At 56.6% G+C, this 24,458-nt stretch carries 27 protein-coding genes; 7 read left to right on the top strand and 20 right to left on the bottom strand.

Annotated elements, in window-relative coordinates:
- The first annotated feature begins 21 nt into the window (after window positions 1-21).
- Window positions 22-1,545, top strand: a complete 1,524-nt coding sequence (locus tag CU103_RS05400; RefSeq protein WP_106662910.1) for a sensor histidine kinase — start codon at window positions 22-24, stop codon at window positions 1,543-1,545.
- Window positions 1,546-1,638: 93 nt separating this feature from the next.
- Window positions 1,639-2,085, top strand: coding sequence for a DoxX family protein (locus tag CU103_RS05395; RefSeq protein ID WP_106662909.1), 447 nt, complete (start codon window positions 1,639-1,641; stop codon window positions 2,083-2,085).
- 42 nt (window positions 2,086-2,127) lie between these two features.
- On the opposite strand, the gene cobT is transcribed toward CU103_RS05395, so the two are convergent.
- Window positions 2,128-3,147, bottom strand: coding sequence for a nicotinate-nucleotide--dimethylbenzimidazole phosphoribosyltransferase (gene cobT, locus CU103_RS05390; RefSeq protein WP_106663308.1), 1,020 nt, complete (start codon window positions 3,145-3,147; stop codon window positions 2,128-2,130).
- 125 nt (window positions 3,148-3,272) lie between these two features.
- On the opposite strand from cobT, the gene cobS reads away from it, so the two are divergent.
- From cobS to CU103_RS05375, 3 genes are read left to right on the top strand one after another with little or no spacing between them, the layout of a single operon-like run.
- Window positions 3,273-4,046 carry an adenosylcobinamide-GDP ribazoletransferase gene (gene cobS, locus CU103_RS05385; RefSeq protein ID WP_245448619.1) on the top strand — a complete coding sequence of 258 codons (774 nt, stop codon included), beginning with the start codon at window positions 3,273-3,275 and terminating at the stop codon, window positions 4,044-4,046.
- A gap of 18 nt (window positions 4,047-4,064) precedes the next feature.
- Window positions 4,065-4,298 carry a DUF1289 domain-containing protein gene (locus tag CU103_RS05380; protein ID WP_106662908.1) on the top strand — a complete coding sequence of 78 codons (234 nt, stop codon included), beginning with the start codon at window positions 4,065-4,067 and terminating at the stop codon, window positions 4,296-4,298.
- Window positions 4,299-4,305: 7 nt separating this feature from the next.
- Complete coding sequence (locus CU103_RS05375) at window positions 4,306-5,010, top strand: TIGR02281 family clan AA aspartic protease (protein WP_106662907.1); 705 nt, start codon at window positions 4,306-4,308, stop codon at window positions 5,008-5,010.
- On the opposite strand, the gene dusA is transcribed toward CU103_RS05375, so the two are convergent.
- Window positions 5,007-6,023, bottom strand: coding sequence for a tRNA dihydrouridine(20/20a) synthase DusA (gene dusA / locus CU103_RS05370; protein ID WP_162707060.1), 1,017 nt, complete (start codon window positions 6,021-6,023; stop codon window positions 5,007-5,009). The two genes, CU103_RS05375 and dusA, sit on opposite strands and share 4 nt — an antisense overlap.
- A gap of 293 nt (window positions 6,024-6,316) precedes the next feature.
- On the opposite strand from dusA, the gene CU103_RS05365 reads away from it, so the two are divergent.
- Window positions 6,317-6,721 (top strand): RidA family protein, encoded by a 405-nt coding sequence (locus tag CU103_RS05365; protein WP_106662906.1) that lies wholly within the window; start codon window positions 6,317-6,319, stop codon window positions 6,719-6,721.
- A 30-nt stretch (window positions 6,722-6,751) separates the two neighbouring features.
- Here CU103_RS05365 and CU103_RS05360 read toward each other — a convergent pair whose 3' ends face one another.
- The 4 genes from CU103_RS05360 to CU103_RS05345 all read right to left on the bottom strand — a co-directional run bounded on the left by CU103_RS05360 (window position 6,752) and on the right by CU103_RS05345 (window position 10,878).
- Window positions 6,752-7,402, bottom strand: a complete 651-nt coding sequence (locus CU103_RS05360; protein ID WP_106662905.1) for an Isoquinoline 1-oxidoreductase subunit — start codon at window positions 7,400-7,402, stop codon at window positions 6,752-6,754.
- Between the two features lie 12 nt (window positions 7,403-7,414).
- Window positions 7,415-9,571 (bottom strand): xanthine dehydrogenase family protein molybdopterin-binding subunit, encoded by a 2,157-nt coding sequence (locus tag CU103_RS05355; protein WP_106662904.1) that lies wholly within the window; start codon window positions 9,569-9,571, stop codon window positions 7,415-7,417.
- A gap of 3 nt (window positions 9,572-9,574) precedes the next feature.
- Window positions 9,575-10,033, bottom strand: a complete 459-nt coding sequence (locus tag CU103_RS05350; RefSeq protein WP_106662903.1) for a (2Fe-2S)-binding protein — start codon at window positions 10,031-10,033, stop codon at window positions 9,575-9,577.
- Window positions 10,034-10,554: 521 nt separating this feature from the next.
- Window positions 10,555-10,878: a hypothetical protein gene (locus CU103_RS05345; RefSeq protein ID WP_106662902.1), complete on the bottom strand. Its 324-nt coding sequence runs from the start codon at window positions 10,876-10,878 to the stop codon at window positions 10,555-10,557.
- A 304-nt stretch (window positions 10,879-11,182) separates the two neighbouring features.
- Here CU103_RS05345 and CU103_RS05340 point away from each other — a divergent pair, with 304 nt between their 5' ends.
- Window positions 11,183-12,226: a porin gene (locus CU103_RS05340; protein ID WP_106662901.1), complete on the top strand. Its 1,044-nt coding sequence runs from the start codon at window positions 11,183-11,185 to the stop codon at window positions 12,224-12,226.
- 92 nt (window positions 12,227-12,318) lie between these two features.
- Here the strand turns inward: CU103_RS05340 and phnN are convergent, their stop codons facing one another.
- The 14 genes from phnN to phnG form a co-directional block, all read right to left on the bottom strand.
- The gene (phnN, locus tag CU103_RS05335; RefSeq protein WP_245448617.1) at window positions 12,319-12,927 is read right to left on the bottom strand and encodes a phosphonate metabolism protein/1,5-bisphosphokinase (PRPP-forming) PhnN; all 609 of its coding nucleotides are present in this window, start codon (window positions 12,925-12,927) and stop codon (window positions 12,319-12,321) included.
- 11 nt (window positions 12,928-12,938) lie between these two features.
- Window positions 12,939-14,078 carry an alpha-D-ribose 1-methylphosphonate 5-triphosphate diphosphatase gene (locus CU103_RS05330; protein WP_106662899.1) on the bottom strand — a complete coding sequence of 380 codons (1,140 nt, stop codon included), beginning with the start codon at window positions 14,076-14,078 and terminating at the stop codon, window positions 12,939-12,941.
- The gene (locus tag CU103_RS05325) at window positions 14,079-14,786 is read right to left on the bottom strand and encodes a DUF1045 domain-containing protein (protein WP_106662898.1); all 708 of its coding nucleotides are present in this window, start codon (window positions 14,784-14,786) and stop codon (window positions 14,079-14,081) included. It lies immediately after the preceding gene.
- A 66-nt stretch (window positions 14,787-14,852) separates the two neighbouring features.
- On the bottom strand, window positions 14,853-16,187 hold the full coding sequence (phnE, locus tag CU103_RS05320; RefSeq protein WP_106662897.1) for a phosphonate ABC transporter, permease protein PhnE: 1,335 nt from the start codon (window positions 16,185-16,187) through the stop codon (window positions 14,853-14,855).
- Window positions 16,184-17,152, bottom strand: a complete 969-nt coding sequence (gene phnE, locus CU103_RS05315; protein ID WP_106662896.1) for a phosphonate ABC transporter, permease protein PhnE — start codon at window positions 17,150-17,152, stop codon at window positions 16,184-16,186. Before phnE (CU103_RS05315) ends, phnE (CU103_RS05320) begins: the two co-directional genes overlap by 4 nt.
- 75 nt (window positions 17,153-17,227) lie before the next feature.
- Window positions 17,228-18,139: a phosphonate ABC transporter substrate-binding protein gene (gene phnD, locus CU103_RS05310; RefSeq protein WP_106663305.1), complete on the bottom strand. Its 912-nt coding sequence runs from the start codon at window positions 18,137-18,139 to the stop codon at window positions 17,228-17,230.
- A gap of 88 nt (window positions 18,140-18,227) precedes the next feature.
- Window positions 18,228-19,061, bottom strand: a complete 834-nt coding sequence (phnC, locus tag CU103_RS05305) for a phosphonate ABC transporter ATP-binding protein (protein ID WP_106662895.1) — start codon at window positions 19,059-19,061, stop codon at window positions 18,228-18,230.
- A gap of 97 nt (window positions 19,062-19,158) precedes the next feature.
- A complete protein-coding gene (locus tag CU103_RS05300; RefSeq protein ID WP_106662894.1) occupies window positions 19,159-19,773 on the bottom strand; it encodes a DapH/DapD/GlmU-related protein in 615 nt (204 codons plus the stop codon).
- A complete protein-coding gene (gene phnL / locus CU103_RS05295) occupies window positions 19,770-20,480 on the bottom strand; it encodes a phosphonate C-P lyase system protein PhnL (RefSeq protein ID WP_106663304.1) in 711 nt (236 codons plus the stop codon). The genes CU103_RS05300 and phnL overlap by 4 nt, the downstream gene beginning before the upstream one ends.
- 67 nt (window positions 20,481-20,547) lie before the next feature.
- Window positions 20,548-21,324 (bottom strand): phosphonate C-P lyase system protein PhnK, encoded by a 777-nt coding sequence (gene phnK, locus CU103_RS05290; RefSeq protein WP_106662893.1) that lies wholly within the window; start codon window positions 21,322-21,324, stop codon window positions 20,548-20,550.
- Window positions 21,321-22,193, bottom strand: coding sequence for an alpha-D-ribose 1-methylphosphonate 5-phosphate C-P-lyase PhnJ (locus CU103_RS05285; RefSeq protein WP_106662892.1), 873 nt, complete (start codon window positions 22,191-22,193; stop codon window positions 21,321-21,323). Before CU103_RS05285 ends, phnK begins: the two co-directional genes overlap by 4 nt.
- Window positions 22,190-23,296, bottom strand: a complete 1,107-nt coding sequence (locus CU103_RS05280; RefSeq protein ID WP_106662891.1) for a carbon-phosphorus lyase complex subunit — start codon at window positions 23,294-23,296, stop codon at window positions 22,190-22,192. The genes CU103_RS05285 and CU103_RS05280 overlap by 4 nt, the downstream gene beginning before the upstream one ends.
- A 3-nt stretch (window positions 23,297-23,299) precedes the next feature.
- On the bottom strand, window positions 23,300-23,911 hold the full coding sequence (phnH, locus tag CU103_RS05275) for a phosphonate C-P lyase system protein PhnH (protein ID WP_106662890.1): 612 nt from the start codon (window positions 23,909-23,911) through the stop codon (window positions 23,300-23,302).
- The gene (gene phnG, locus CU103_RS05270) at window positions 23,911-24,393 is read right to left on the bottom strand and encodes a phosphonate C-P lyase system protein PhnG (RefSeq protein ID WP_106662889.1); all 483 of its coding nucleotides are present in this window, start codon (window positions 24,391-24,393) and stop codon (window positions 23,911-23,913) included. The genes phnH and phnG overlap by 1 nt, the downstream gene beginning before the upstream one ends.
- Between the last annotated feature and the right edge of the window lie 65 nt (window positions 24,394-24,458).

Here is a 24,458-nt window from a genome sequence, read left to right as displayed (position 1 = left end):
AGGCCATCTGGAACGAGGCGCATGGCACTACTCGACGCAACCAGTGCAGACAAAAATATTGTTGATCGCCGCAAATTGCCGCGCAACAAGGATCTGTCGAAGCTCATGCGCGGCGCCCGCGACCGCCTGATGGAGCGTTCTGGCATCAATCATTTCGAACGCGAATTGCTGTTCATGCACACCCGGGCGCTCATCGTCAATGCGGCAACGATCCCGCTCTTGATTGTGATGATCGCAGTCATCGGCGTCTTTGCAGGCCTTGGCAAGAGCATCGTGCTGTGGGCGGGCTTTACGATAGGTCTCTACGGTGTACTTGGCCTACTGGCGCGGCGCCTGGCAAAACGAGGCATTGGCAACGAATACATCCGGCAATGGCAGATGATCTATCTCGGCGGTCATTTCATGACCAGCATAGGTTGGGCCTATTTCGCTTACCTCGATTGCCCGGCCTGTGGCGCCGGCCTTTTTCCGGTTATCAAGGCGGTAGTGATCATTCTTGCCATGGCCATTACCGCTGTCGTTGCATCGGCCATGCGCGCCGCGGTCCTGGCCGCGTTCACACTGCCGGTGATCACCTATACACTCCTCGCATCCAATCACATGGATACCCCCCTCATGGCAGTGATGGTCGCCATGCTGTTTGCAGGGCTTGCTTTCTTCTATCTGGTCGCGACCCGGCTTAACCGGTCCGTTGCGGTTACCCTGGCGCTTCAGGCCGAGAAAGACGCGTTGATCGCCGAGCTCGAAACAGCCAACGCCATGTCCGACGAAGGAAGGCGGCGGGCAGAGGAAGCCAACCTGGCAAAATCACGATTCCTCGCCTCCATGAGCCATGAACTGCGCACGCCGCTCAACGCCATCCTCGGATTCTCGGAGGTCATGGCCAAGGAAGTGCTCGGTCCCATTCAGAACGGGACTTACCGGGAATACGCCAGCGATATCCATGCATCCGGCGAACATCTGCTCAATCTCATCAACGAGATCCTCGATCTGAGCCGCATCGAGGCCGGGCGATACACGATCAAGGAAGAACCCCTGCTGTTGGCCGAAATCGCCAATGAATGCATCCACATGATGAATTTGAAGGCACGCAACAAGGACATCACTCTTATTCCACAGTTTGAGACGGGAATGCTGCTGCTTAACGCCGATGAGCGCTCAATCCGTCAAATCCTGCTCAATCTCATGGCCAATGCCGTGAAATTCACTCCGCCCAATGGCAAGATTTATGTGAAGGTGGGATGGACCGTAGGCGGCGGGCAATACATCTCCGTTCGTGACAATGGTCCCGGCATCCCGCCCGAGGAGATTCCGATCGTGCTTTCGGCTTTTGGACAGGGATCGATCGCCATCAAGAACGCCGAACAGGGAACTGGCCTTGGGCTCCCCATTGTGCAAGCGCTTGTTCATATCCATGATGGAGAATTCCACCTGTTCTCCAAGCTGCGTGAGGGCACGGAAGCACTGGCGACATTCCCGCGCAGCCGCGTCATTCAAGCGACGCCGGCAAGTCCCAAGAAACCCGTTCAGCAAAAAGCCGCCTGAAAAACTCAACTTCAATTTATTGTTATTTGCTCGTTATTTAGCAGCACTGCATTGCTCCGTGCAGGGCAACAATTTGATTGGGGAAATGTATTAATGAACGCAAATGGAAATAATCGGCCATTGGTCATCCCTGCCCTCGGCAACATTTATAGCAATCTGGGCGAATTCTCGGAAACGATACTGCGCGTGATAACCGGCATCGCATTGATTGTACATGGTTCCGGAAAAATCATGAACCCCTTCGGTGCTGTGGGAATGGTCGAAGGCCTGGGGTTCTATCCAGGCGTGTTCTGGTCTCCGCTGCTGTCCGTGACCGAATTCGTGGGCGGCATTCTACTGACCATCGGACTGCTCACCCGCCCGGCCGCTTTTGCCACGACGATTATCCTCGCCGTCACCATCTACTTCCACGGTATTGTCCAGGGACAAGGCTGGAGCGGTGCGGAAAAGTCGATCCTTTGGACGGCGATCCTTTTCTTCTTCGTCATTCGCGGCGCCAGCAGCTACTCGGTCGATGCGAAGATCGGCAAGGAATTCTAACTCACTCAAGAAAAAAGCCCGCTTCTGCGGGCTTTTACCGTCTCAGTCGCGGTTACTGACGCCCGCCTGATCAAACGTCGCCATGCCGCTATGGCAGAGCGCAGCTGCCTTGACAATGCCCGCAGCCAGCGCGGCACCCGTGCCCTCGCCAAGCCGCATTCCGAGATCGAGAAGCGGCTTTTTGCCCAACTTTTCCAGAACGTTGCGATGACCTGGCTCCGCTGAGACGTGCCCGAACAGGCAATGATCGATCGCGTCGGGTTTGGCAGCATGCAGAACCGCAGCCGCGGCCGTCGCGACATAGCCATCAATGATTACCGGGATTTTTTCCACGCGTGTCGCGAGGATTGCACCGGCCATGGCCGCTATTTCACGGCCGCCGAGACGCCGCAGGACTTCCAGCGGATCCTTCAGATGTGATGCGTGCAGCGCGACTGCAGTACGAACGGCATCGGCCTTGCGCTTCAAACCTTCGCTGTTCGATCCTGTGCCAGGTCCGACCCAATCTTCCGCTGTACCGCCATAGAGCGCGTGGAAAATCGCGGCTGCGATCGTTGTGTTACCGATCCCCATTTCACCGATGCAGAGGAGGTCCGTGCCGCCAGCGATAGACTCCATGCCGAAAGCCATTGTAGCCGCGCAGGTCTTTTCGTCCATTGCCGCTTCCTCGGTGATGTCTGCAGTCGGATATTCGAGCGCGAGATCGAAGATCTTCAGGCCGAGGTCGTTGGCGATGCAGATCTGATTGATGGCTGCTCCGCCCGCAGCAAAATTTTCGACCATCTGCGCCGTCACCGAGGATGGATAGGGCGAAACGCCCTTCGCAGTAACACCGTGATTTCCCGCAAAGACCGCCACCAGAGGACGTGTGACCTGTGGCTTGGCCCGGCCCGTCCATGCGGCAAGCCATTCGACAATCTCTTCCATGCGTCCCAGCGCGCCGGGCGGCTTTGTCAGCGTCGCATCGCGCTTGCGTACGGCTGCAACAGCCGCCTCGTCAGGTCCGGGCAATGTGTCAATCAGAGTGCGAAAATCGTCAAACGGCAGGCCAGTGGTCATGATATCCCTTGCAATCAAGTCTTCATGGCAAATTAGGAACCTCCGTCCTATAAGCGCTGGAAGAGAAAAGGCAAAGGTCAACACACGGCACAGAGTGTCGCGACCCTTCGATTCAGAGGTTTTTCAATATGGAACTGGTCAAGGAGACGATGCGGGCGCTGGCCTTTCTCTCGCGACTGCCCGTCTCGCCGCACTGGTTCGCCGGGTACAGCGGTTCTCTCCATGATACAGTCCGCGGCTTTCCCCTTGCAGGCATGATCATCGCCCTGCCCGCGTCGATCATTTTGCTCGTCGCGGTTACGCTCGATCTGCCTGAAATGGCCACCGCCTTGTTTGTGATTGTGGCCTTGATCGTTACCACCGGCGCGCTGCATGAGGACGGGCTGGCCGATGTCGCCGACGGCTTCTACGGCGGCAATTCGGTAGAGCGACGGCTCGAAATCATGAAGGACTCGTCCATCGGCTCCTACGGCACGCTCGCCCTGATCGTCAGTGTCCTTTTGCGAACAGCACTGCTGGCCACGATCGTCGATGAAGTTGGACCATTCCAGGCAGTGATCATCATTGTTGGAACGGAAGCCGGCAGCCGGGCCGCACTAGTCAAATTCTGGCAGAGCCTGCCATCCGCGCGGGCCGGCGGTGTCGCTGACCGGGCAGGAATCCCAAGTGCCGAAGACACCAATTTTGCCTTTTTCCTCGGCGCAGTCATCCTTGCGATCAGCTATGGCACCGCCGGCGGACTAACGGCCGTCATCATTGCCGCAGTTCTGACCGCACTCGTTTTCCTTGGTTTTTCACGGCTATGCCGGGAGAAGCTGGGCGGACAGACGGGAGATACATTGGGCGCCATACAACAACTCACGACGATTTCACTTCTGCTCGGGCTTGTCATTGCGCTTTAACCGTACCAAATCTGTGCCATGAGCATCATCGAGTCACCCTGTATTCTTGTTTGCGCGATCGATATGAAAACGGGCTTTTGCTTTGGTTGCGGGCGCACGCGCGACGAAATTGGTGCCTGGTCGATCATGTCACCTGAGAATCGCCGCGCCATCATGGCGGGCCTGCCTGCCCGGCTTGAAACTGTCGAGCGGCGTCCACGCCGCGAAACTCGGCGAAACCGGATGGCACGCGAAAAACAGCAGGAGGTATGATCAAACCATGAGCCGCCTGTTCTGGATCATCATCGCACTCATTGGCGGCACTCTCCTTCTGCTGATGGCCAATAGCGATAGCGGTTCGACGCTGGGCATGGCCAATGACGATTTTGCCCGCCTCGCCTATATGGGTATCTGGGGTATTGTCCTTGCCTCCGCCCTCCTCGGCTCGGGCATACCGCTCAGCCACTTCCTGCGCAGCATCGCGATCTGGATCATCATCATTCTGGCCCTCGTCGCTGGTTATCAATATCGCTATGAATTGCAGGACGTCGGCCACCGCATTACAGCGGGTTTGATTCCCGGCAGCCCCATCTCCAACAGCAATGGCGATGGTCTGGTCACCGTGACATTGGCCAAGGCAGATAATGGTCATTTTGAGGTTCGGGGTGAAGTGAATGGGGCAACCGTGCCCTTCATGATCGATACCGGTGCATCCTCAATCGTGCTCTCGGCTGACGATGCCCGCCGGGCCGGTTTCAATCCGGACAAGCTCTCCTACAGAACACCGATCATGACCGCCAATGGCATGACAACGGCCGCGAATGTTACGTTGGACAGCATCAAGATCGGTGCCATCGAACGGCGCAATATCCGCGCAATGGTTACCGAGGACGGCCGGATGGCCGGCAGTCTGCTCGGCATGAATTTTCTGAATACGCTCAGCGGGTTTTCCGTGCGCGGCGACCGCCTGGTCCTGTCGGATTAAGCCGCTTCTTCAGCTGGAGTGGTTTGGATTGCCTCAAAGGCGCGACGGATCACAGCGCTCGTGGCATTGGCCTGATTTGCTTCGGTCGAGAGAATTTGCCGCCAGCGACGCGCACCCGCAGCGCCGTGAAACATGCCCACCATGTGCCGGGTGATATGAGAAAGCCGGCCGCCACGCACGATGTGGGCATCCGCATAGTCGCACATATGGTCGATGATGGCGCCGATCGAGGCCGATGCGCCATCGTCGCCGTATATTCTCGTATCGACATCGAGGAGGAGCATCGAATTCTGATAGGCAGCGCGACCAAGCATAACGCCGTCTACATGATTCAAATGCTTAACCGCTTCATCGAGCGTCTGAATACCGCCATTGATCCCGATGAATTGATTCGGATTTTGCCGTTTCAGGCGATAGACGCGATCATAGTCCAGCGGCGGAATATCGCGGTTTTCCTTCGGTGAAAGGCCCTTGAGCCACGCTTTGCGCGCATGTACCCACAACGCATTGGCACCGGTCTGGAACACGGCGCCTGCAAGGTCATCCAGAGCCACTTCGGTATCCTGATCGTCCACGCCGATACGGCACTTGACTGTCACCGGAAGTGCGACTGCCTGCTTCATTGCGTGCACACATGCAGCAACGACGCCCGGCGTCTGCATGAGGCAAGCTCCGAACGTGCCCGATTGAACGCGGTCAGATGGGCAGCCGACATTGAGATTGATTTCCTGATAACCCATGGCTTCGCCGACGCGCGCGGCTTCTGCCAGTTTTGCAGGATCGGACCCACCCAGTTGCAGGGCAACGGGATGTTCGTCTTCTGCAAATCCTAGAATTCTCTCGCGATTTCCATGGATCGCCGCATCTGCAACCACCATTTCGGTATAGAGCAAGGCATGGCGTGTGAATTGTCGATGGAACGTCCGGCAATGCCGGTCGGTCCAATCGATCATCGGCGCCACTGCGAAGCGGCTGTCGCTGTAATCGTTGCGTTTTTTCGAGTTTTCAATCACTTGCCGTCAGTTCCAAAATGTCCGTTTGGCTGCCCCTCAAAGCTGTTCTTGACCATTTCCACTTATTTGGCCCTAAAATGCAGCCAAGTGTGCCGCACCAAGACAGCGAAAAACGTTCGGGTACAACGGTCGGATCGTCATAATCCGTAACGGTGAAACTGTCCACCGGGAGGCACCCGCCGATCACGCCGAGTTGCGACGGCACGCGATAACACGCCGCAAATTGAAACCGGCAGTCGAAATCGGAAGAGCCAAATCATCCAGAGTTGTCTTGAACGCGAGAGACCAGATCAATGACATTGAAATGTATCAATCCTACCGACATACCTACCCCTCTCACTTACAGCCATGCGATCGTTGCCACGGGGAGCAGGCTGGTTTTCATCGCTGGACAGGTAGCTGAGGACCGTGAAGGCAATGTTGTTGGCTCCGGCGACATGACCGCCCAGGCCCGCCAGGTGTTTGCCAACATCGGACGGGCGCTTGCCGCGGCCGGCGCCCGGCCACAGCAAGTGACAAAGCTCACAATCTTTGTGGCCAACTATAAGCGCGAACACTTGGCCATGATTGAGGAAGGGCGAATTTCGTTGTTCGGAGATCACAAGCCAACCGATACGCTGGTGGGAGTAGCCGCATTGTCCAGACCCGATTACCTTCTCGAGGTTGACGCAATGGCAGTCATTGACGATTCACTTTAGCATGAGAACAAGCCTAACAGGATCGGTCAACTATGATGGGCATGCGGCTCCGCTTTGAATCCATGCCTGGATCAGTTCTCCGAACGCCTTCTGTGTCCCCGGAACCGGTTCGCGGCCTTCACCAGGGCTCCAGCCCCAGCCGACAAGGTCGTCGTGCGCCATGTGTTCAATGATGCCGTCCAGCGATTTGCCGCCATTGCGCTGCGGATCTTTGATCTGTTTACAGATGTAACTTAGGGTTTTGCCCTCCCAAGCCATTTCAATCGGTGCCAAATGCCAATTGGGATTGCCAGGAATGCTCTTGATCGTCTCCGCTTGGCCGACGACCTTAACGTTCTCAGCCCCATGACAAGTGTTACAGGTCATTCCGGGAAGCCCCATGCCAGCTTCACCGCGCGAGACGGGTGGCTGGTGCGGATGCATGGCAATGTCCTGCAATGGCCGGTCACCCACCGGATGGCAATTTACACATCGCGGATGCTGGATGACTTTCCCTGCCTCTTCGAAAAGGGCGACAGACCGCTGTTTTTCATCAGAAATAGATTGGAATGCCGACGCCGGCTTTAGACTATCTTTCTCCGGCACCGACTTGTCTTGGGCGAATGAAATATTGGTGGCCACAACTGCCGCATTGACGGCGAGGCACAGCGCAATGGAAATGAAGGCGATATTTCGTCTCATAGCGTGCATCTCCTATGCGGAAAGGACACTTACGATCGGCAGACGCCGAACCGGACTATTCGTAAGCCGTCGCCATGCATTGGCTATTGCCGGCCCCACCGGAGGTACCCCAGGTTCGCCAACACCGGTCGGATTTTCGGTTGAGGGGATTATTGCGACTTCGACTGCGGGCATTTCATTGATGCGCAGTGAGCGGTAATCATGGAAGTTGGACTGAACGATTTTGCCGCCTTCGCCGAGTGTAATCGCATCAAACAGGATTGCCCCGACACCGTACCCGATACCTCCTTCCATCTGAGCCGTGATAACATTGGGATTGATTGCCACTCCGCAATCGACAGCGCACCATACCTTATGCACCCGGGGAGTGCCGTCGTCGGCAACGGATACTTCCACAATCTGCGCCACATAAGTCCCGAAACTCTTTACCACCGCAACGCCGCGCTGGCGCCCTTCCGGAACCTGCGAACCCCAATCCGCCATTTCGGCAACCTTCTTCAGTGTCGCCATATGTCGCGGCTCCCTGGTCAGGAGCGCCAGCCGGCCTTCCACGGGATCCTTGTTCACTTTCTCAAGCAATTCATCGACGAAGGTTTCGACAGCGAATCCCGTATGAGTGTGACCGACCGAACGCCACCAGAGCGGGGGCACGGCAAGCGTGGTATTATGCGAAATGACGCGCAAATTGGGAATTACGTAGGGCAAGTTGGAAGCGCCCTCGACCGAACTTTCATCCAGGTCAGCTTTTGCCAAGATCGATTGACCAACAATTGCCTGGTCCCAACCGATAATCCGCCCGTCCGGGTCTATCGCACCACGCATCTTGTGAACATACATGGGCCGGTAGAAGCCACCGCGAATATCGTCCTCGCGTGTCCACATGTGCTTGACCGGACGGCTGCCGTCAGTGGCTCCGAAAACCGCCGCCGCCTCTTGGATGTAGGGCGACCCGAATTGTGCCCTGCGGCCAAAGCTCCCGCCCGCAAGTTGCGTATTCACCCGCACTTTCCCAGGATCGAGACCGAGCACCTTTGCTGCAGTGTTTTTGTCCATTCCCGGGAACTGGGCGCCATTATAGATATCAACCGATCCATCGGCGGCCTTGATGAACACCGCGTCGAGCGGCTCCATGGGCGCATGGGCGAGAAACGGAAAGGTGATCTCTGCCTCCAACGTTTGCACGCCATTGCCGGTGAATGCACTTTCGACATTGCCGGTATTTGTCGCTTCGAGACCTTTCTCGTTGAAAAGCTTAGCGTAATCGGCCGCAAGCTCGTCACTTGATCGAGTTTCGGCTTTGGAGAGATCCCATTCGATTTTCAGCGCCTCACGACCTTTCAGCGCCGCAAACGTGTTGTCAGCGTAGACGGCCACGCCTTGGGGTACCTGTCTGATATCGACTACGCCCTGGACCTTGCGAGCCTCCGCATCATCGACGGATTTGACCGCCGCCCCGAAATGTACAGCATGCGCAACGGTGGCATACAACATATTGTCTGCAGTGATATCGAGCGTGAAAACGGCTGTCCCATTCGTCTTGCCGAGGGTATCGAGCTTTGGAAGTTCCTTGCCGATGAGCGTGAAGTTCTGGGGATCCTTCAGCTTTGGCTCGGCAGGGGGGAGTTGCTTGGCAGCCTTGCTCGCCAATGCACCAAACCCGCTTTCCTTGCCCGATGCGGCGTGTTTGATGCGGCCATGTTCCACCGTTATTTCGCTCGCCGGAACACCCCACTCTTCGGCGGCCGCCGAGACGAGCATTGCCCTTGCCGTCGCGCCGGCTTTTCGAAGCTGTTCATATGAGTTGCCAATCGACGTGGAACCACCGGTACCTTGCAGACCGAATGCGAGATTGGCGTAGATCTTGTCATCGGCCGGCGAATGAACAGCCCGCATCTGGCTCCAGTCGGCATCGAGCTCTTCTGCTACGATGGTGGCAAGTCCCGTGAATGGGCCCTGACCAAACTCTATGTGCTTCGACAGCACAGTCACTGTGTCATCGGTGCCGATCTTCACGAAGGCATTCATCGTCGAAAGCGCTTCACCCCCTCCCGCCTGAATACCTTCGAAGGCCCTTGCCGCAAAAATCTTTGGTGCGAGCGAAAAACCGATGATTAAACCAGCACCTGCCAGGAAGGAGCGGCGCGTGCTTGTGATGTGGTGCAGGGTCATCGCTTAACCCTCCAGGATATCGGCGGCGTCATGAATCGCCTGCCGGATGCGGTGATAGGTGGCGCAGCGGCAGATATTTCCTGCCATTGCTCCATCAATATCCGCGTCAGTGGGTTTCGGGGTCATTTGGAGAAGGGAAACAGCCGACATGATCTGCCCTGATTGGCAATAGCCGCATTGCGGGACGTCAATCGCGACCCACGCCTTCCTGACTGCGTCAGCCTCCTTGCCGGTGACACCCTCGATGGTGACAATTTCCGACCCATCGACCGTTGAGACCGGCGTGATGCAGCTTCGGCGTGTCGTACCGTCCATATGGACGGTACACGCACCGCATTGGGCGATACCGCAACCATATTTCGTGCCAGTGAGTTTCTCGAAATCGCGCAAGACCCAGAGCAGCGGGGTCTCGGGATCCCCGTCAAAACTCCGTTCCTGTCCGTTGAGCTTGAAAGTAACCATGCTTGAACTCCGCATCTGGCTGGCACATTCCGTGCTGGCTTGAGTGGGATGTCATCGTGATCGGCAACTCATAACATGAAACTCAGCGGGGTGCCCACGCCGTGTTTCACTGCTCACGGGATCGTGAGACATCGATGCCATTGGCCATCAGCCAATTAACTCTACCTGGTTAGCTCAGGTTGATGTGCAGCCAAGGGCGACGCAATTTGCTAGACTTGTGAAAAATAATAATAAGGAGGGCGAAATGTTCGAATTAACAGATGGGGCAATGCTGATCGTTATCGCAATCACTACGGCTATCGGTGCCTATATTTTCTATGGAATTTCGATTGTGCAACTCCCAACCTTCTAACCGCTATCGGGTCTGAGGGAACGGAGACGAGGCATTAACGAAGCTAATATTGAAAGGGGCAGGCGGCACGATTTGGACGCAGCCTGCTCCTGACGGTGATGAATACGAGCAGGCTCATGTCATCGACATTGACCTCGGCGAGAGTTCATCTCAACACGACCTACGGGCCTTAAGTGAGTTTCTCTCCCGGCTGGAGAAACCTTCCGCGAACCTGTTTTCCCTCGACCTCGACAGTTACGAACTCCCCTGGGGAAGCCGGCGCGCCCTTTGCCGCAGCGCAGACTGCTCTGGTGGTTCTTTGAAATCCGTCCCGCCCCTGTGAAATGGCGGGAATCAAGCCGGAGAGGGTAGAGGCGTCGGGTGCCCATCCACACTCGTCATATACCGAGTTTCTGAGGGAGTTGGTCGCCAGATTGGTGTCGACATTGGGCGTCGTGCATGACGTTGAAAAGACGAGAGCGGCGGCAACCAGGACGTAGCAGGCTAATCTCATTTCAGCATTCCCCGATAGATTTTCGTTTGCATGAATTCGTTAGTTATCACCTTTACAGACAGGTTGCGACCGCCGGTGATGCCCGGAAGGTGTGCCGCCAATGATTAGCACAATTGATTTCCCTGATGCTGACAACCAGGTTCCGAATCTCACTGTTTGTTAGTCACGTGTTAAAATCGCAACACCGATTTCCGAACCCGCGGTTCGATAATAGATCGGTTTTGCGCCATTCAAAAAACAGGACTAAGCATCCGTTCCGGGGACATGAGCTTGTATGAAAATCTTTCCTGATCGGAGATCTGAAATGAATATCAAGAGCCTTCTCCTGGGTTCCACTGCTGCCCTGATCGCAGTTTCTGGTGCGCGCGCCGCGGATGCGGTCGTCGTGGCCGAACCGGAACCAGTTGAATATGTCCGCGTATGCGACGCCTATGGCGCCGGCTTCTTCTATATCCCGGGTACAGAAACCTGCCTCAAGGTCAGCGGCTATGTACGCTATGACGCGCAAGGCGGCGATGACGTCTACAACGGTGGCGAGTTAGGTACCTGGGTCAAGCACACGCGCGCAGAGGTCCGCTTCGATGCCCGGTCGGAAACCGAACTTGGTACGTTGCGCTCCTACATCCAAACGCGCTTCGACTTCGAAGATGGTTTGAACGAAGGCGCGAGCATTCCCCAGGCATTCATCGAGCTCGGCGGCTTCCGTGTCGGTATTGCTGATGAAATTTTCGGCTCGTGGAACGGTTACGCTGGCGATATCATCCAGGACGATGTGATCAACTACAACAGTTGGGAAACGAACCAGATCAGCTATACCTTTGCTGGCGGTAATGGTTTCTCTGCAATCATTGCCGCCGAACAGGGCTCGATCAACGACGGTTATGCCGACTACGTCATCGAGGACTACATGCCTCATGTTCTAGCCGGGGTGAAGTATGAACAGGGTTGGGGCACAATCTCCGCCATTGCAGGGTACGATTCCAACGTCGAAGAATTTGCCGGCAAGGCTCGACTGGACGTGAAAATCACCGACGCGGTGACAGCCTGGGTCATGGGCGGCTATCAGTCCAATTATGACGACACACGCACAAACCGCAATTTCCTAGCGCCTTGGCACGGAGACTGGGCTGCATGGGGTGGCTTGGCCGCCAAAGTGACCGACAAGGCAACCGTCAATGCTCAGCTCGCCTATGAGTCTGAAGGCACAGTCGCTGCGGCTTTGAACGTCGCTTACGTGCTTGTTCCCGGCTTTACGGTAACGCCAGAAGTGGACTACACCAGGTTTGACGGAGATCGCGGCAACGACGACGCACTGGGCGGTATCATCCGTTTCCAGCGCGATTTCTGACCGTCTTGCTCTTATGAAAATCCGGAAGCGTCGCTTCCGGATTTTTTCCCATTTCTTTCAGTACTTACCGGCTGTTTGCTTAAACACTACATCTATTCGGAAACGGCCACAAACGCGGCGGTCCTTTTCAATACCGCAACAAACTCATTACCGGAATCGCTGACAGCCCCGGAATTATCGATCATGACCGCGCCGGAAGGATCGCATGGATTTGGAGCGGCCCGCGTCAAACGCCGGCGGATTTCCTCAGCATCTTCGCGTCCGCGGGAGGACAGCCGTTTCGCCAGAACCTCATGCGAAGCCGTGATATGGACGACCAGAAAATTGGAATAGGCCTCGCGAAGTGCAGGCAGGACCCCGCGCGAGACATTGGCAACAGCGACTGCACCACGTTCAATCTCGTCGTCGACAGATCGTGGCAGGCCATAGTACAAACCGTGGGCCTCCCAGGAGTGGCTAAACTCCCCTGCCCTTTTTGCCGCCAGGAACTGCTCCTCACTCAACGTGTCATGAACTTCCGTATCGGCGGAGGACGGACGTGTCACGACCCGCCGCACGAAATGATAGCCCGGCTCGCCGCCAAGCACCGCCCGGGCGAAATCGATGATGGTATCCTTGCCGGCACCACTCGGCCCGACCACGGCGACAAAGGCACCATTGCGAAGCGGCGCAGACGCCTCATTGAGGGCACGTTCGATCATCGCAGCCGCCATCATACAACCCGTCGGCCTTCGCGCCACACGGTACGAACCACAGGAATATGTTCATCGACACGCACCCGCACCAGATCAGCGCGCTTGCCGACCTCAATGACGCCGCGATCGTCGAACCCGACAGCCTGTGCTGGATTCTTTGTCACCAGACGCACAGCGTCCGGCAAGGTAATGCCATCGACCGCCTCGCTGAGGAAGAACGTCGACTGGATGAGGCTGAACGGAATATAGTCAGATGAAAGAATGTCGAGATAGCCATGCTCGGCCAGTTCACGTGCCGAGACATTTCCCGAATGTGAGCCGCCGCGCACCACGTTTGGTGCGCCCATCAGCACTGACAGGCCTGCCTGTTTTGAGGCGGCGGCGGCTTCCAGCGTCGTTGGAAACTCCGCCACATGAATGCCTTGCTCGACCGCTTCATCGACATGGGCAGCAGTCGCATCGTCATGACTGGCCAGCACAATGCCCCGCTCGCGGCACAAATCGGAAATCGCCTTTCGTTGCGGGCCGGAATTCCTGGCCGATTCCGCTATGCGTTTTTCACAGAATGCATTGAATTCCTGATCGGAGAGTTTCAGCTTGCGCTGATAGTAGTAGGTATAAGTTTCCAGATTGACGAACTGGCGCTGACCAGGCGCGTGATCCATCAGCGATGCCAGCCGAACCCGGCTGTCATTATCAAAATGGGCGAAGCCCTCCAGGCAATCAGGCACTGAAACTTCACAACGCAGGTGGAAATAATGATCCGCACGCAGACGGCCCTCTTTGACGCTGTTTTCAATCGCGTCGGCCAGTTTGCGGGTTTCTGCAGCTGTGATGTCCGCGTCCTCGTCCAACCCTACCCGCAGGGCATCGAGAACGGTCGTGATGCCCGACGTCGCGATCTGCCCATCATGTGCGAGAACGGCGGCAATCGGATTCCATCGTACCCGCGGGCGCGGCAAATAATGGCCTTCAAGGTGATCGGTATGCAGTTCGATCAGACCGGGAATCAGATAATCGCCCTCAAAATCCTCTCCGCCTTCAACGTTGCCTTCTGATATGCCGGCAATTTTGCCGTCACGGATCACAACCGATCCTGCGATGACTTCATCTTCGAGAACGATTTTTGCATTGTTCAAGATCAGTTCGGCAGACATTTATGCAGTCTTTCTTCGGTTGGTTCCCGCAAGCGGGTGCAGCGAGTGTATTTCAAAAGGGAACCCGGCTTCGGCTTCAGTGAACAGAGCGAGATTGTTGATTTCGACCGGTTCTTCAAGAACTGGCTCAAGGAACTCACTCAAGATACGTTCAATTTTCGGCCGATCCCGTTCAGGCACCGGTCCAGTGAGTGTCATGTGGAAGCGAAAATCTTCGAATACATAAGGATAGCCCCACAGTTCGAGATTTCGGCGCTGTGCAACACTCATTTTGTCAGGCTCGCGACGTTTGATCTCCTGCTCGCTTGGCGGTGCGCGAAAACGGTCGAATGCGACAACGACATCATTGGCCAATTGATCGAGACGATCAAGCGGCTCTGCAGGAATGAGCGCGAAGAACCCGTCGAGACAGGCGATCCGCAGTTTCGGAATCTCAACCGGATCGATTGAAGAGGAAAAATGCATCAGTGCGGACAAGAGTTCTCGTTCCTCGATGCCGTCCGCGAGGTGAAATGGCGCTTTTAGCGTCGCATGAAATCCATAGCGCCGCGGCGATTCCGTTAGCTGGGCAAAATCTTCATGCGCAAGGTCACGAATCTGCGGTGTTCTCACCGGTTGACCGGTAAAGGCATTTCGGCCGAGCCAATTCGCCGCTACTTTGAGCAGCGGATCGCTGGATGGCGGCGTGAAGTAGATTGCATAGCGCATATTGATTCCTCCGGAACACTCTCGCGTTACGCTCCGATTATGACAAGCCTTTGAACACAACCTGCCTCAATGCTGCTGCCTTCCCATCAAGCGTGAGCGCAGCGCGTTGGATATGTTGTCAAAAATGAAGATCACCGCAAGAATGAGCACCACCATATAGGCGACATTGTGCCAGTTGGTGTTTGTACGCATAGCCTCCCAGAGCTTGAGACCAATGCCGCCTGCCCCCACTGCACCGATGATGGTCGCGGACCGCGTATTGGACTCCCAGAAATACAGCGCCTGGCTGGCAAAGACCGGCAGTACCTGAGGCACGACACCGTAACGCTGCACATTCAATGGCGAGGCACCGACTGATTTCACACCCTCGCGCTGCTTGTCGTCGATATTTTCCAAGGTCTCGGAATAGACTTTGCCCAAGGTGCCTGTATCTGTGAAGAAGATGGCCGAGATACCGGCGAGCGGCCCAGGACCAAAGGCACGGGTGAAGAACAGCGCCCAGATCAGCATATCGACCGATCGCAAGAAATCGAAGAAGCGCTTGGTGATCTGGTTGGCGAAGAAATTCGGCATGATGTTGCGGGCGGCAATAAATGCTAACGGAAACGAAACCAGTGACGCAAGCAGCGTTCCCATGAAGGCCATGACGATGGTTTGCATCAGCTTCGTCCAGACGTCGCCGTGCTGCCATGACGAATTGTACCAGATATTGTCGAATGCGAGGGCAGCATTGGACATTTCCGGCTTGATGCGTTCGCCGCTTGTGATCATCGATGCCACTTCGCCGAATGACTTGTTCCAGAATGGCGAATTGGTATCGAACACAAAATTCGCCCATCCGGGAAACCGCCGGCTCACCACAACGCGTTCCGGAATGATGTCCGCCTGACCGGCGAAACCGAAAGTGACGGTCACCTGATCCTCTTTCAGCGTCGCCCATTCAGGCAGCGCCCCTTGAGGCTTGGCACCGTCGGCTGCGATCAGAACCGTCAGGCTTTCGCCATTGCGTGTGGCGATCACGCGGCTGTCATTGATATCAAGCGATTTGCCCGCGCCGAACGATATGGCGACATTGTTGCCGTTTTGAACCACCCAATCCGGTTTTGGATTGTCGCCGAGCTCGGAAAACCGCGGATATGTGACTGTTGTTGCTGTGGGCGACATGCGTACGGTCGTTCTGACTGCGTAGGAAACCCAGTCGCGTGCATAGAGTTCGGCGCGCTGCCATTGGCCGCTGGAAAGCACGGCTCCTATGGAAAAGAACCACCAGCAATAAACGACATAAAGTACAATGCCAGCACCGATCAGAAGCGGCATAAAGCGCTTCCACACGGGTGGGTTGAAGACAGCAGGGTGGCGCGTTTCAAAATCGGTGATGGCGGCGGACGAGAGTGCATTCATGATTGCTTCCCACCAAAAGCGAAGGCCTGATTGCCGACAAGACGGCGGCGCAACCAGGCGGAAAATTGATCGACGGCGATGATCGTCACCAGCAACAGCAGCACGATGGCGAGCGTCTTTGCCTGATGGCCCCGGCCGATCGACAGCCGCAACTCCTCGCCAATTCCGCCACCACCGACAGCACCGATAATGGTCGAGGCGCGGACATTGATTTCCAGACGGAGCAGTGCGTAGGACATGAAGTTCGGCATGACCTGCGGGACAATGCCGAAGCCGACCCGTTCGAACCAGTTTGCTCCAACGGCCCGCAGACCTTCATCCGCTTTCATATCTGCATTCTCGACGACTTCGAAGAACAGCTTGCCCAGCGCTCCAATCGTGTGGATGCCGACGGCGAACATTGCGGGGATCGGGCCCAGTGACAATATCGCCGCAAAGAAGCCGGCGATGACGATTTCGGGGAATGCACGCAGGATTTCCATGTAGCGGCGCGCCGCGAAACGGATCAGCTTGCTCTTCACCAGATTCTTGGCGGCGAGAAAGCAGAGCAGGAAGCCGAAAATAAAGCCAACGAGCGTGGAAAGGATCGCAATATTGAGCGTTTCCAGCATTTTATAGAAATATTCCGGAAAGTAGAATCCGCCAAACAGATAGACCCGCCCCTCCGGATAATCATATTTCATACTTCCGTCGAAATAGGGCGATGGCAGATCGAACATGGCACGCCAGACTTCCCAGCCGTCACGCGGAATGAGATCGCCCGCAAAATCGAAAAAATGTGGCAGCCGGTCGAAGAATTTGCCGGCATTTGACTCATTGGCGAACCAGAGGGAGCCAGCCACTGCAACCAGCAGGCATATCGAGATGAGCCAGGAATAAGCGCGGCGGCGGGCGGCGAGCTCCTGCCAGTGCCGTTCGATCTGGATGCCGTCAGCGGAAAGCTCGGCGGAAATGGCTCGGCTCATTGATCTATCCTTCCAGGGCACAAAAAAATCACGGCCAGATCCCGGGGGAACTGGCCGTGGGCGGTTTTTGTGAAATTATCCGCCGATCTGAGCCTTGCGGGCGTCAATGATCGGCTGATAGAATTCGGTGTTCACTTCCGTATAACCTTTGAAGTCACCGCCCATTGTCGCTGCAAAGCAGGCGGGATCGGACTTCGGCAAGTTCATCATGTAGTCTTTGAATTTGGACTTCAGGTTGCTGTCGAGCGATGTGCGAACAACGATCGGACCGTTCGGAATGAGCGGCGATTTCCATAGTTCGACAAAGTCCTTCATGTCGATGACACCTTTGTCGACCATTTTGCGCAGGTTGCCTGATGTATAGCCTTCGTCAAATTTACCAACACCCGAACCAAAGGTGGTGCCGGCATCGAACTTGCCGTCCTTGACGGCCAGCACGAGGTTCTCGTGACCGCCACCGAAACCCGTTTCGCTGAAGTAATCCTTGACTGAAGTCTTGATGTCCTTCGGGAGTGAAGTCACAGGGATAAGATAGCCGGACGTGGAATCCGGATCAGCAAAACCAAGCTTTTTGCCCTTCATGTCAGCGAGAGACTTGATGCCGCTGTCCTTGCGGGCAACCATGATCGAATAATACCCGGTCGCACCATCGGTCTGAACCGTCGTCAGGATTGGCTCGACCGCCTTTGGGTTGGTCAGGTAGATTTTTGCAAAACCGGACGCGCCAAGTTCTGCATAATCGAGTGTACCGCCTAGCAGACCTTGGATAACGCCGTCATAATCGGTCGCCGGGAAAAGCTTCACTTCCTTGACGCCGAGGACCTTCGGCAGCTGATCGACAATGCACTGATAATTGCGCAGGCGATCGGCCTCATTTTCGCCACCGATAATGCCAACGCGGAATGTTTCGAGGTTTTCAGCGCGGGCCATCGAACCAGCGAGCATTGCGCCGATTGCGATTGCACTCAGTAGGGCTTTCTTGAGCAACATGGTTCTCTCCTGTCAAACGTCCAAAAATGGGTTTGCGATCTATTTTCATATGAGCCCGTACGTGGGCGAGACGATCTCGTTGCGCTCAACGCGCGGCCAGAATGGCCTCCAGCTCCGGTATCGGCTTTGGTGCGCCGCGGCTGATGCTTGTCGATGTAATGGCTTCTGAAAACGCGTCCTTGATACCGTCGGCGCCATAGATGCGGCGCGCAGCAAGTTCTGTCAGGTCGTCCGGCGTTCCGTCGAAGACAACTTTGCCACCCTGCATGCCGATGATCCGCTGACAGAAATGCCGCGCCGTATCGAGCGTGTGCAGGTTGGTGACAACTGTCAGACCTTCCTTCTCATTGATGTCACGCAGCGCCTCCATCACAACCTGGGCATTGCGTGGATCGAGCGAGGCGATGGGTTCGTCGGCAAGAATGATCTTGGGGTTTTGCATGAGGGCGCGTGCGATGGCCACGCGTTGCTGCTGCCCTCCGGAGAGCGTTCCGGCCCGTTGCAAGGCGGTCTTGGCGATATCCAGCCGCTCGAGAGCAGCGATCGCCATGGCGCGTTCCTCGCGAGAGAACATGCCGAAAAGGCTCTTGATGGTCGACCGGTGATTGAGACGGCCAAGCAGCACATTGGTGAGAACATCAAGGCGCGGCACAAGGTTGAATTGCTGGAAGATCATCGCACAGTCACGCTGCCAATTTCGCAACTGCGAACCTCTCAATTGCGCAACATTGGTTCCCTCAAAGAAGATTGACCCTTCGGAGGGATCGACCAGCCGGTTGATCATGCGCAGCAGGGTCGATTTGCCCGCGCCTGAACGGCCGATAATACCAACCATCTGACCTTGCGGGATTTCCAAATTGACATCGTCGATGGCAGTGAACTTGCCAAAACGCCTCGTCACATTTTCAATCTTCAGCATCAGTTCATCCCTTTGGCCTTGAACTGTCGTAAAGCGATTGTGTGAAGCTGCGATGGCAGTTTGATTTCAGTTGCGTGACAACTGTGTAAAGCTTTGATCAGGCTGAATGTTTCTCTAGAAAAGCCTCGATATCCAACGTGCGGAAGTCATCGAGAGCCATGCGCAATTTTGCGTGATCCCAGTCCCACCATGCCAGGATCTGCAGGCGTTCAGCCGTTTTCCCATCAAAGCGATCGCGGATTTTGCGGGCGGGAACCCCGCCGACAATGGTGTAGGGCACGACATCCTTGGAGACGACCGCCCCCGCCCCGATCACAGCCCCGTTGCCAACGGTGACACCCGGCAAAATGGTTGCGCCATGGCCGATCCAGACGTCGTGGCCAATGGTGACGAAGTTCGTCCGGCGCCATTCGAAAAATGCCTCGTCGACGCCGGCATCTTCCCAATAGTCACTGGATCGGTAGGTGAAATGATGCAGTGTCGGCCGCCATGTCGGATGATTGGGCGCGTTGATGCGAACGCTCGCGGCGATGTTCGCGAATTTGCCTATGGTTGCGCACCAGACAGCACCGTCCTGCATGATGTAGGAGTAGTCGCCAAGGATGGCTTCGCTGATGCGGCAGCGCTCGGAGATTTCCGTGTATCGACCGAGTTGGCAATCATGAACAGACGCGGTCGCGTGAATGAACGGCGTTTCTGAAAGCCTGGTCATGCTGCAGCCTCGTTTGATACTGAAAACGCCGTAACATCGATAATGCGATCGGCAACAGCCTCACGCACGTCCTCGTCGTGGAAGATCCCGAGCATGGCAACGCCGGAAGCCTTCTTCTGCTGTATCATCGAGACAACGACATCGCGGTTCTTGGCGTCGAGAGATGCTGTCGGCTCATCGAGCAGCAGGATCGGATGGTCGGTAATGAAGCCGCGTGCAATATTGACGCGCTGCTGCTCACCACCGGAAAATGTGGCCGGCGGTAGCGACCACAAACGTTCCGGCAGGTTGAGCCCGGCAAGCAATGACGCTGCCTTGTCGCGGGCCCCGGTGCGATCCACACCGCGCGCGATCAGCGGTTCGGCCACCACGTCCAATGCCGCAACACGCGGCACGGTGCGCAAGAACTGGCTGACGTACCCGATCATGTCGCGTCGAATGCCGAGCATGGTGCGCGGATCGGCAGCTGCGACATCAATCAGCCGATCGCGGTACGGCACAATGATCTGGCCGGCATCCACGGCATAATTGCCGTAGATCATTTTCAGGATCGAGCTCTTGCCAGCCCCGGATGGACCACCAAGCACCGCGCATTCACCGGCCTTGATGGAGAAGGAGACGTTTGCCACGACGGGCAGTCGAATGCCGTCACGCAGATGCATGGTGAAGCTCTTGGCGACATCGGAAACAACGAGAGGTGTCGGCATGATTTTACCTTTTTGTTTTATCGCAATTCCGGACAGAAAACCGCTGCACATTTTCCTGGAATTGCTTCTAGACCTGCAAAATGGAAGAGACGAGAAGCTGGGTGTAAGGCGCCTGCGGGTCGTCCAGCACGCGGTCGGTGAGACCTGTTTCGACGATATGGCCATCCTTCATCACCATTATGCGGTGCGAGAGAAGACGTGCCACCGCAAGATCATGCGTAACGACGATTGCTGCGAGACCGAGATCATTGACGAGGCCGCGCAGAAGATCGAGCAGCCTTGCCTGCACCGATACATCGAGACCTCCGGTTGGCTCGTCCATGAAGACAAGACGTGGGCTGGTCACAAGGTTGCGGGCAATTTGCAGGCGCTGGCGCATGCCGCCGGAGAAAGCGCGCGGCTGATCGTCGATACGGTCCTCGGCAATCTCCACCCGGCCCAGCCAATCGGTCGCGGTGGCGCGGATCTTGCCATAGTGCCGGTCGCCGACTGCCATCAACCGTTCGCCAACATTGGCGCCGGCAGAGACAGTCATCCGCAATCCATCGGCAGGATTCTGGTGGACAAACCCCCAATCGGTGCGCATCAGGAAACGCCGTTCGGCCTCGCTCATGCGGTAGAGGTCGCGGAATTGACCGTCACGCATCCGGTATTCCACCGACCCGGCAGATGGCGCAAGCCGCGTCGCCAGGCAATTAAGCAGCGTCGTCTTGCCCGAACCGGATTCGCCCACGACAGCAAGGACCTCACCCGGCCATAACTCGAATGTGACGTTCTGGCAGCCGATCCGGCTCCCGTAGAATTTCGAAAGCGAACTGACTTTAAGGAGTGGTGTCTCGCTCATTCTGCTGCCTCCGCTGGGTTGGCCGAAAGCTGGCCTTCTGCCTGCCGGTCTTCACAAAAATCCGTATCGGAACAGACGAACATGCTGCCGCCCTTGTCGTCGAGGATGACCTCGTCGAGATAGCTTCCCTTGGCGCCGCACAGCGCGCAGGGCTGCGAAAATGTCTGGATCTCGAATGGATGATCTTCGAAGTCGAGGCTAACCACCTCCGTATAAGGCGGAATGGCATAGATACGCTTTTCGCGCCCTGCCCCGAACAATTGCAGCGCCGGTGAATTGTGCATCTTCGGATTATCGAACTTTGGGGTGGGCGAAGGATCCATCACATACCGGCCTTCGACCTTCACAGGATAGGCGTAGGTGGTGGCGATATGACCATGCCGGGCGATGTCTTCGTAGAGCTTCACGTGCATCAGCCCATACTCTTCAAGCGCGTGCATCTTTCGCGTTTCGGTTTCGCGCGGCTCGAGGAAACGCAGCGGCTCCGGAATTGGCACCTGATACACAAGCGTTTGCCCCGCTTGCAGCGCAGCCTCTGGAATGCGATGGCGCGTCTGGATGATCGTCGCTTCCGTCGTTTTCGTGGTTACGCGAACGTTGGCGGTCTTCTGGAAAAAGGCCCGGATCGATACGGCATTGGTGGTGTCGTCGGCGCCTTGATCGATCACCTTCAGCGTGTCGTCAGGGCCAATGACTGCGGCAGTCACCTGGACGCCGCCTGTCCCCCAGCCATAGGGCATCGGCATTTCGCGAGAGGCGAAAGGCACCTGATAACCCGGAATGGCTATGGCCTTGAGAATTGCACGGCGGATCATCCGCTTCGTCTGTTCGTCAAGATAGGCGAAATTGTACGTCGCAAGCTCTGTCATTCTGCTGCCTCTTGAGTACCATTGTTTTCGGTGTGGCGGCGCTCATGCTCGGAGCGCATGCGGCGAATCAGGTCGAGTTCCGCCTGGAAATCGACGTAATGCGGCAGTTTCAGATGTTCGACGAAACCGGTCGACTGCACATTGTCGCTATGGGAAATGACGAATTCCTCGTCCTGTGCTGCAGCAGTAATGTCTTCGCCTAGTTCCCGCGCCCGCAAAGCCCGATCGCACAACGCCATCGACATCGATTTCCGCTCGCTCTGCCCAAAGACAAGGCCATAGCCGCGCGTAAATTGCGGGGGCTCGCTCGATGAACCCTTGAACTGATTGACCATCTGGCACTCGGTCACCCGAATGCGGCCAAGCGTCAGCGGAAAATCGAGTTCAGCAACCTCAAGCTCGACTTCGACTTCGCCAATGCGGATTTCGCCGGCAAAGGGGTGGCTGCGCGCATAGCCGCGTTGCGTCGAATAGGCGAGCCCGAGAAGAAAACCTTCATCGCCGCGCGCCAGCGCCTGTAGTCGCAAGTCGCGCTCCAGCGGAAACGACAAAGGTTCACGCGTGAGATCGCCGGTATCGGCCCCCTCTGGCATATCGCCGTCAGATTCGATCATGCCGTCATGACCAAGAATGTCGGTGACGCGCGGTGTCTGTTCATGCGATTCAACCCGGCGTTCAGGGACTTCTACCGCGACATCCCCTGCCAGCTCCGGATCCAACAGGCGATGGGTATAGTCAAATGTCGGTCCCAGTAACTGGCCGCCTGGCAGGTCCTTGAACGTTGCCGAGATGCGGCGTTCGATCGCCATCAGCGAAGTCTCGACAGGTTTGGTATAGCCAAAACGCGGCAGCGTCGTGCGATAGGCCCGGACGAGAAAGATCGCCTCGATCATGTCTCCCCGCGCCTGCTTTACCGCCAGCGCCGCGAGTTCCGTGTCGTACAGCGAACCTTCCGCCATCACGCGGTCTACCGCCAGCGCCAGCTGCTCGACGATTTGCTCAAGCCCGATCGCAGGCACGGAGCGATCACCACGGCGGCGGTCAGCCAGCAGTTTGTGCGCATTGCGAATGGCGGCTTCACCGCCCTTGACGGCAACATACATGGCTCAAGCCTCCCTTTTCGAAATGCGTGTCGTGCGCGGCAAAGCGGCGAGCGCGCCCTTGCCAGCAAAGATCAGATCAATACCGCGCGGAAAGGCACCGCGATTGGCGGCCCATTGATCGATGAACATTTTCGGCAACTGACTTGGCGCAAAGGTCTGGATGTCCTTGATCCCGGGACCCTCGAGCCTTAGTTCCCCGGCACCATCGAAACCGTCGATCTGCAAGATAAGGGTCGTCGAGCGATCCGGGTATTCCGAGGTTCCTTTGGCGAATGCTTCGAACGAAGGCATGGTTTCGGCGTCGCTAATGAGGGCAAACTGCGCGTCGGATGGATTCGTTGTCAATTCAAGCCCCGTGTGAAACTTCAGCCAACCAATTGCAGCTTCTGAACCGGCGATTGCCTTGTCGGACCAAACGGTTGCGTCATGGTCGAACAGTGTCGCTGCAATCGATGCGGCAACCGGCGCGAGTGGCGCGGGGGCGTTGACAAGATCGCGCACGGGCATGACGCGACCAGGGTTGGCCATAGCGTCCATGAGCGCCCGGAAAATTTCCTGCGAATTGCGCACCGTATCCCTGAAGCCGCCCTCAAAAACCTGTGTCGTTGCACGCATCAGTCGTCCCCCCGCACCATTGTGAAAAAATCGACCTTCGTCGCTGCCGTTTCGGCTCGTCTGTGTTCGAGATTGTCATCAAGGCGTTGCGCAATGGGAGTAAGGATCGCATCCTCAACAGCCCTGCGATGAACCGGTTCCTGCCAAATCGCGTCAAAGACAGCCGCAAGGCGCACCTTCTCGCCCTGCCGTCCGAGCGCATAGGCATGGCCAACTGCGCCGCTGCCGAGCCGTACGGTCGCGCGTGTCACAGTCGCTTCGCCCAGATTGAAGGGAGCGCCGCCGCCGCCGATCCGTCCGCGCACCATCACAAGTCCGGTTTCCGGCCCGCGCAGCGTTTCAACCCGCGGCTTGTCAGCCCACTGCCCCCAGAACTGCGTCAGCTCCTGCACGGTCGCCTGCGCCAGCAAAGCCATGGCGGCTTTGCGCCCGAAATCAGTTTCGCCAGCGGCTGGGGTGGCCCCAGAATGTTCGTTGCTCATTGACACCTCACTGCTATTTGTCTATTCATCTATACAACTAGACAATAAACCTAGCTATAGATCCC

The organism is Phyllobacterium sophorae (assembly GCF_003010965.1).
Taxonomy (GTDB): Bacteria; Pseudomonadota; Alphaproteobacteria; order Rhizobiales; family Rhizobiaceae; genus Phyllobacterium; species Phyllobacterium sophorae.
This window is presented reverse-complemented; position numbering and strand designations above follow the sequence as displayed.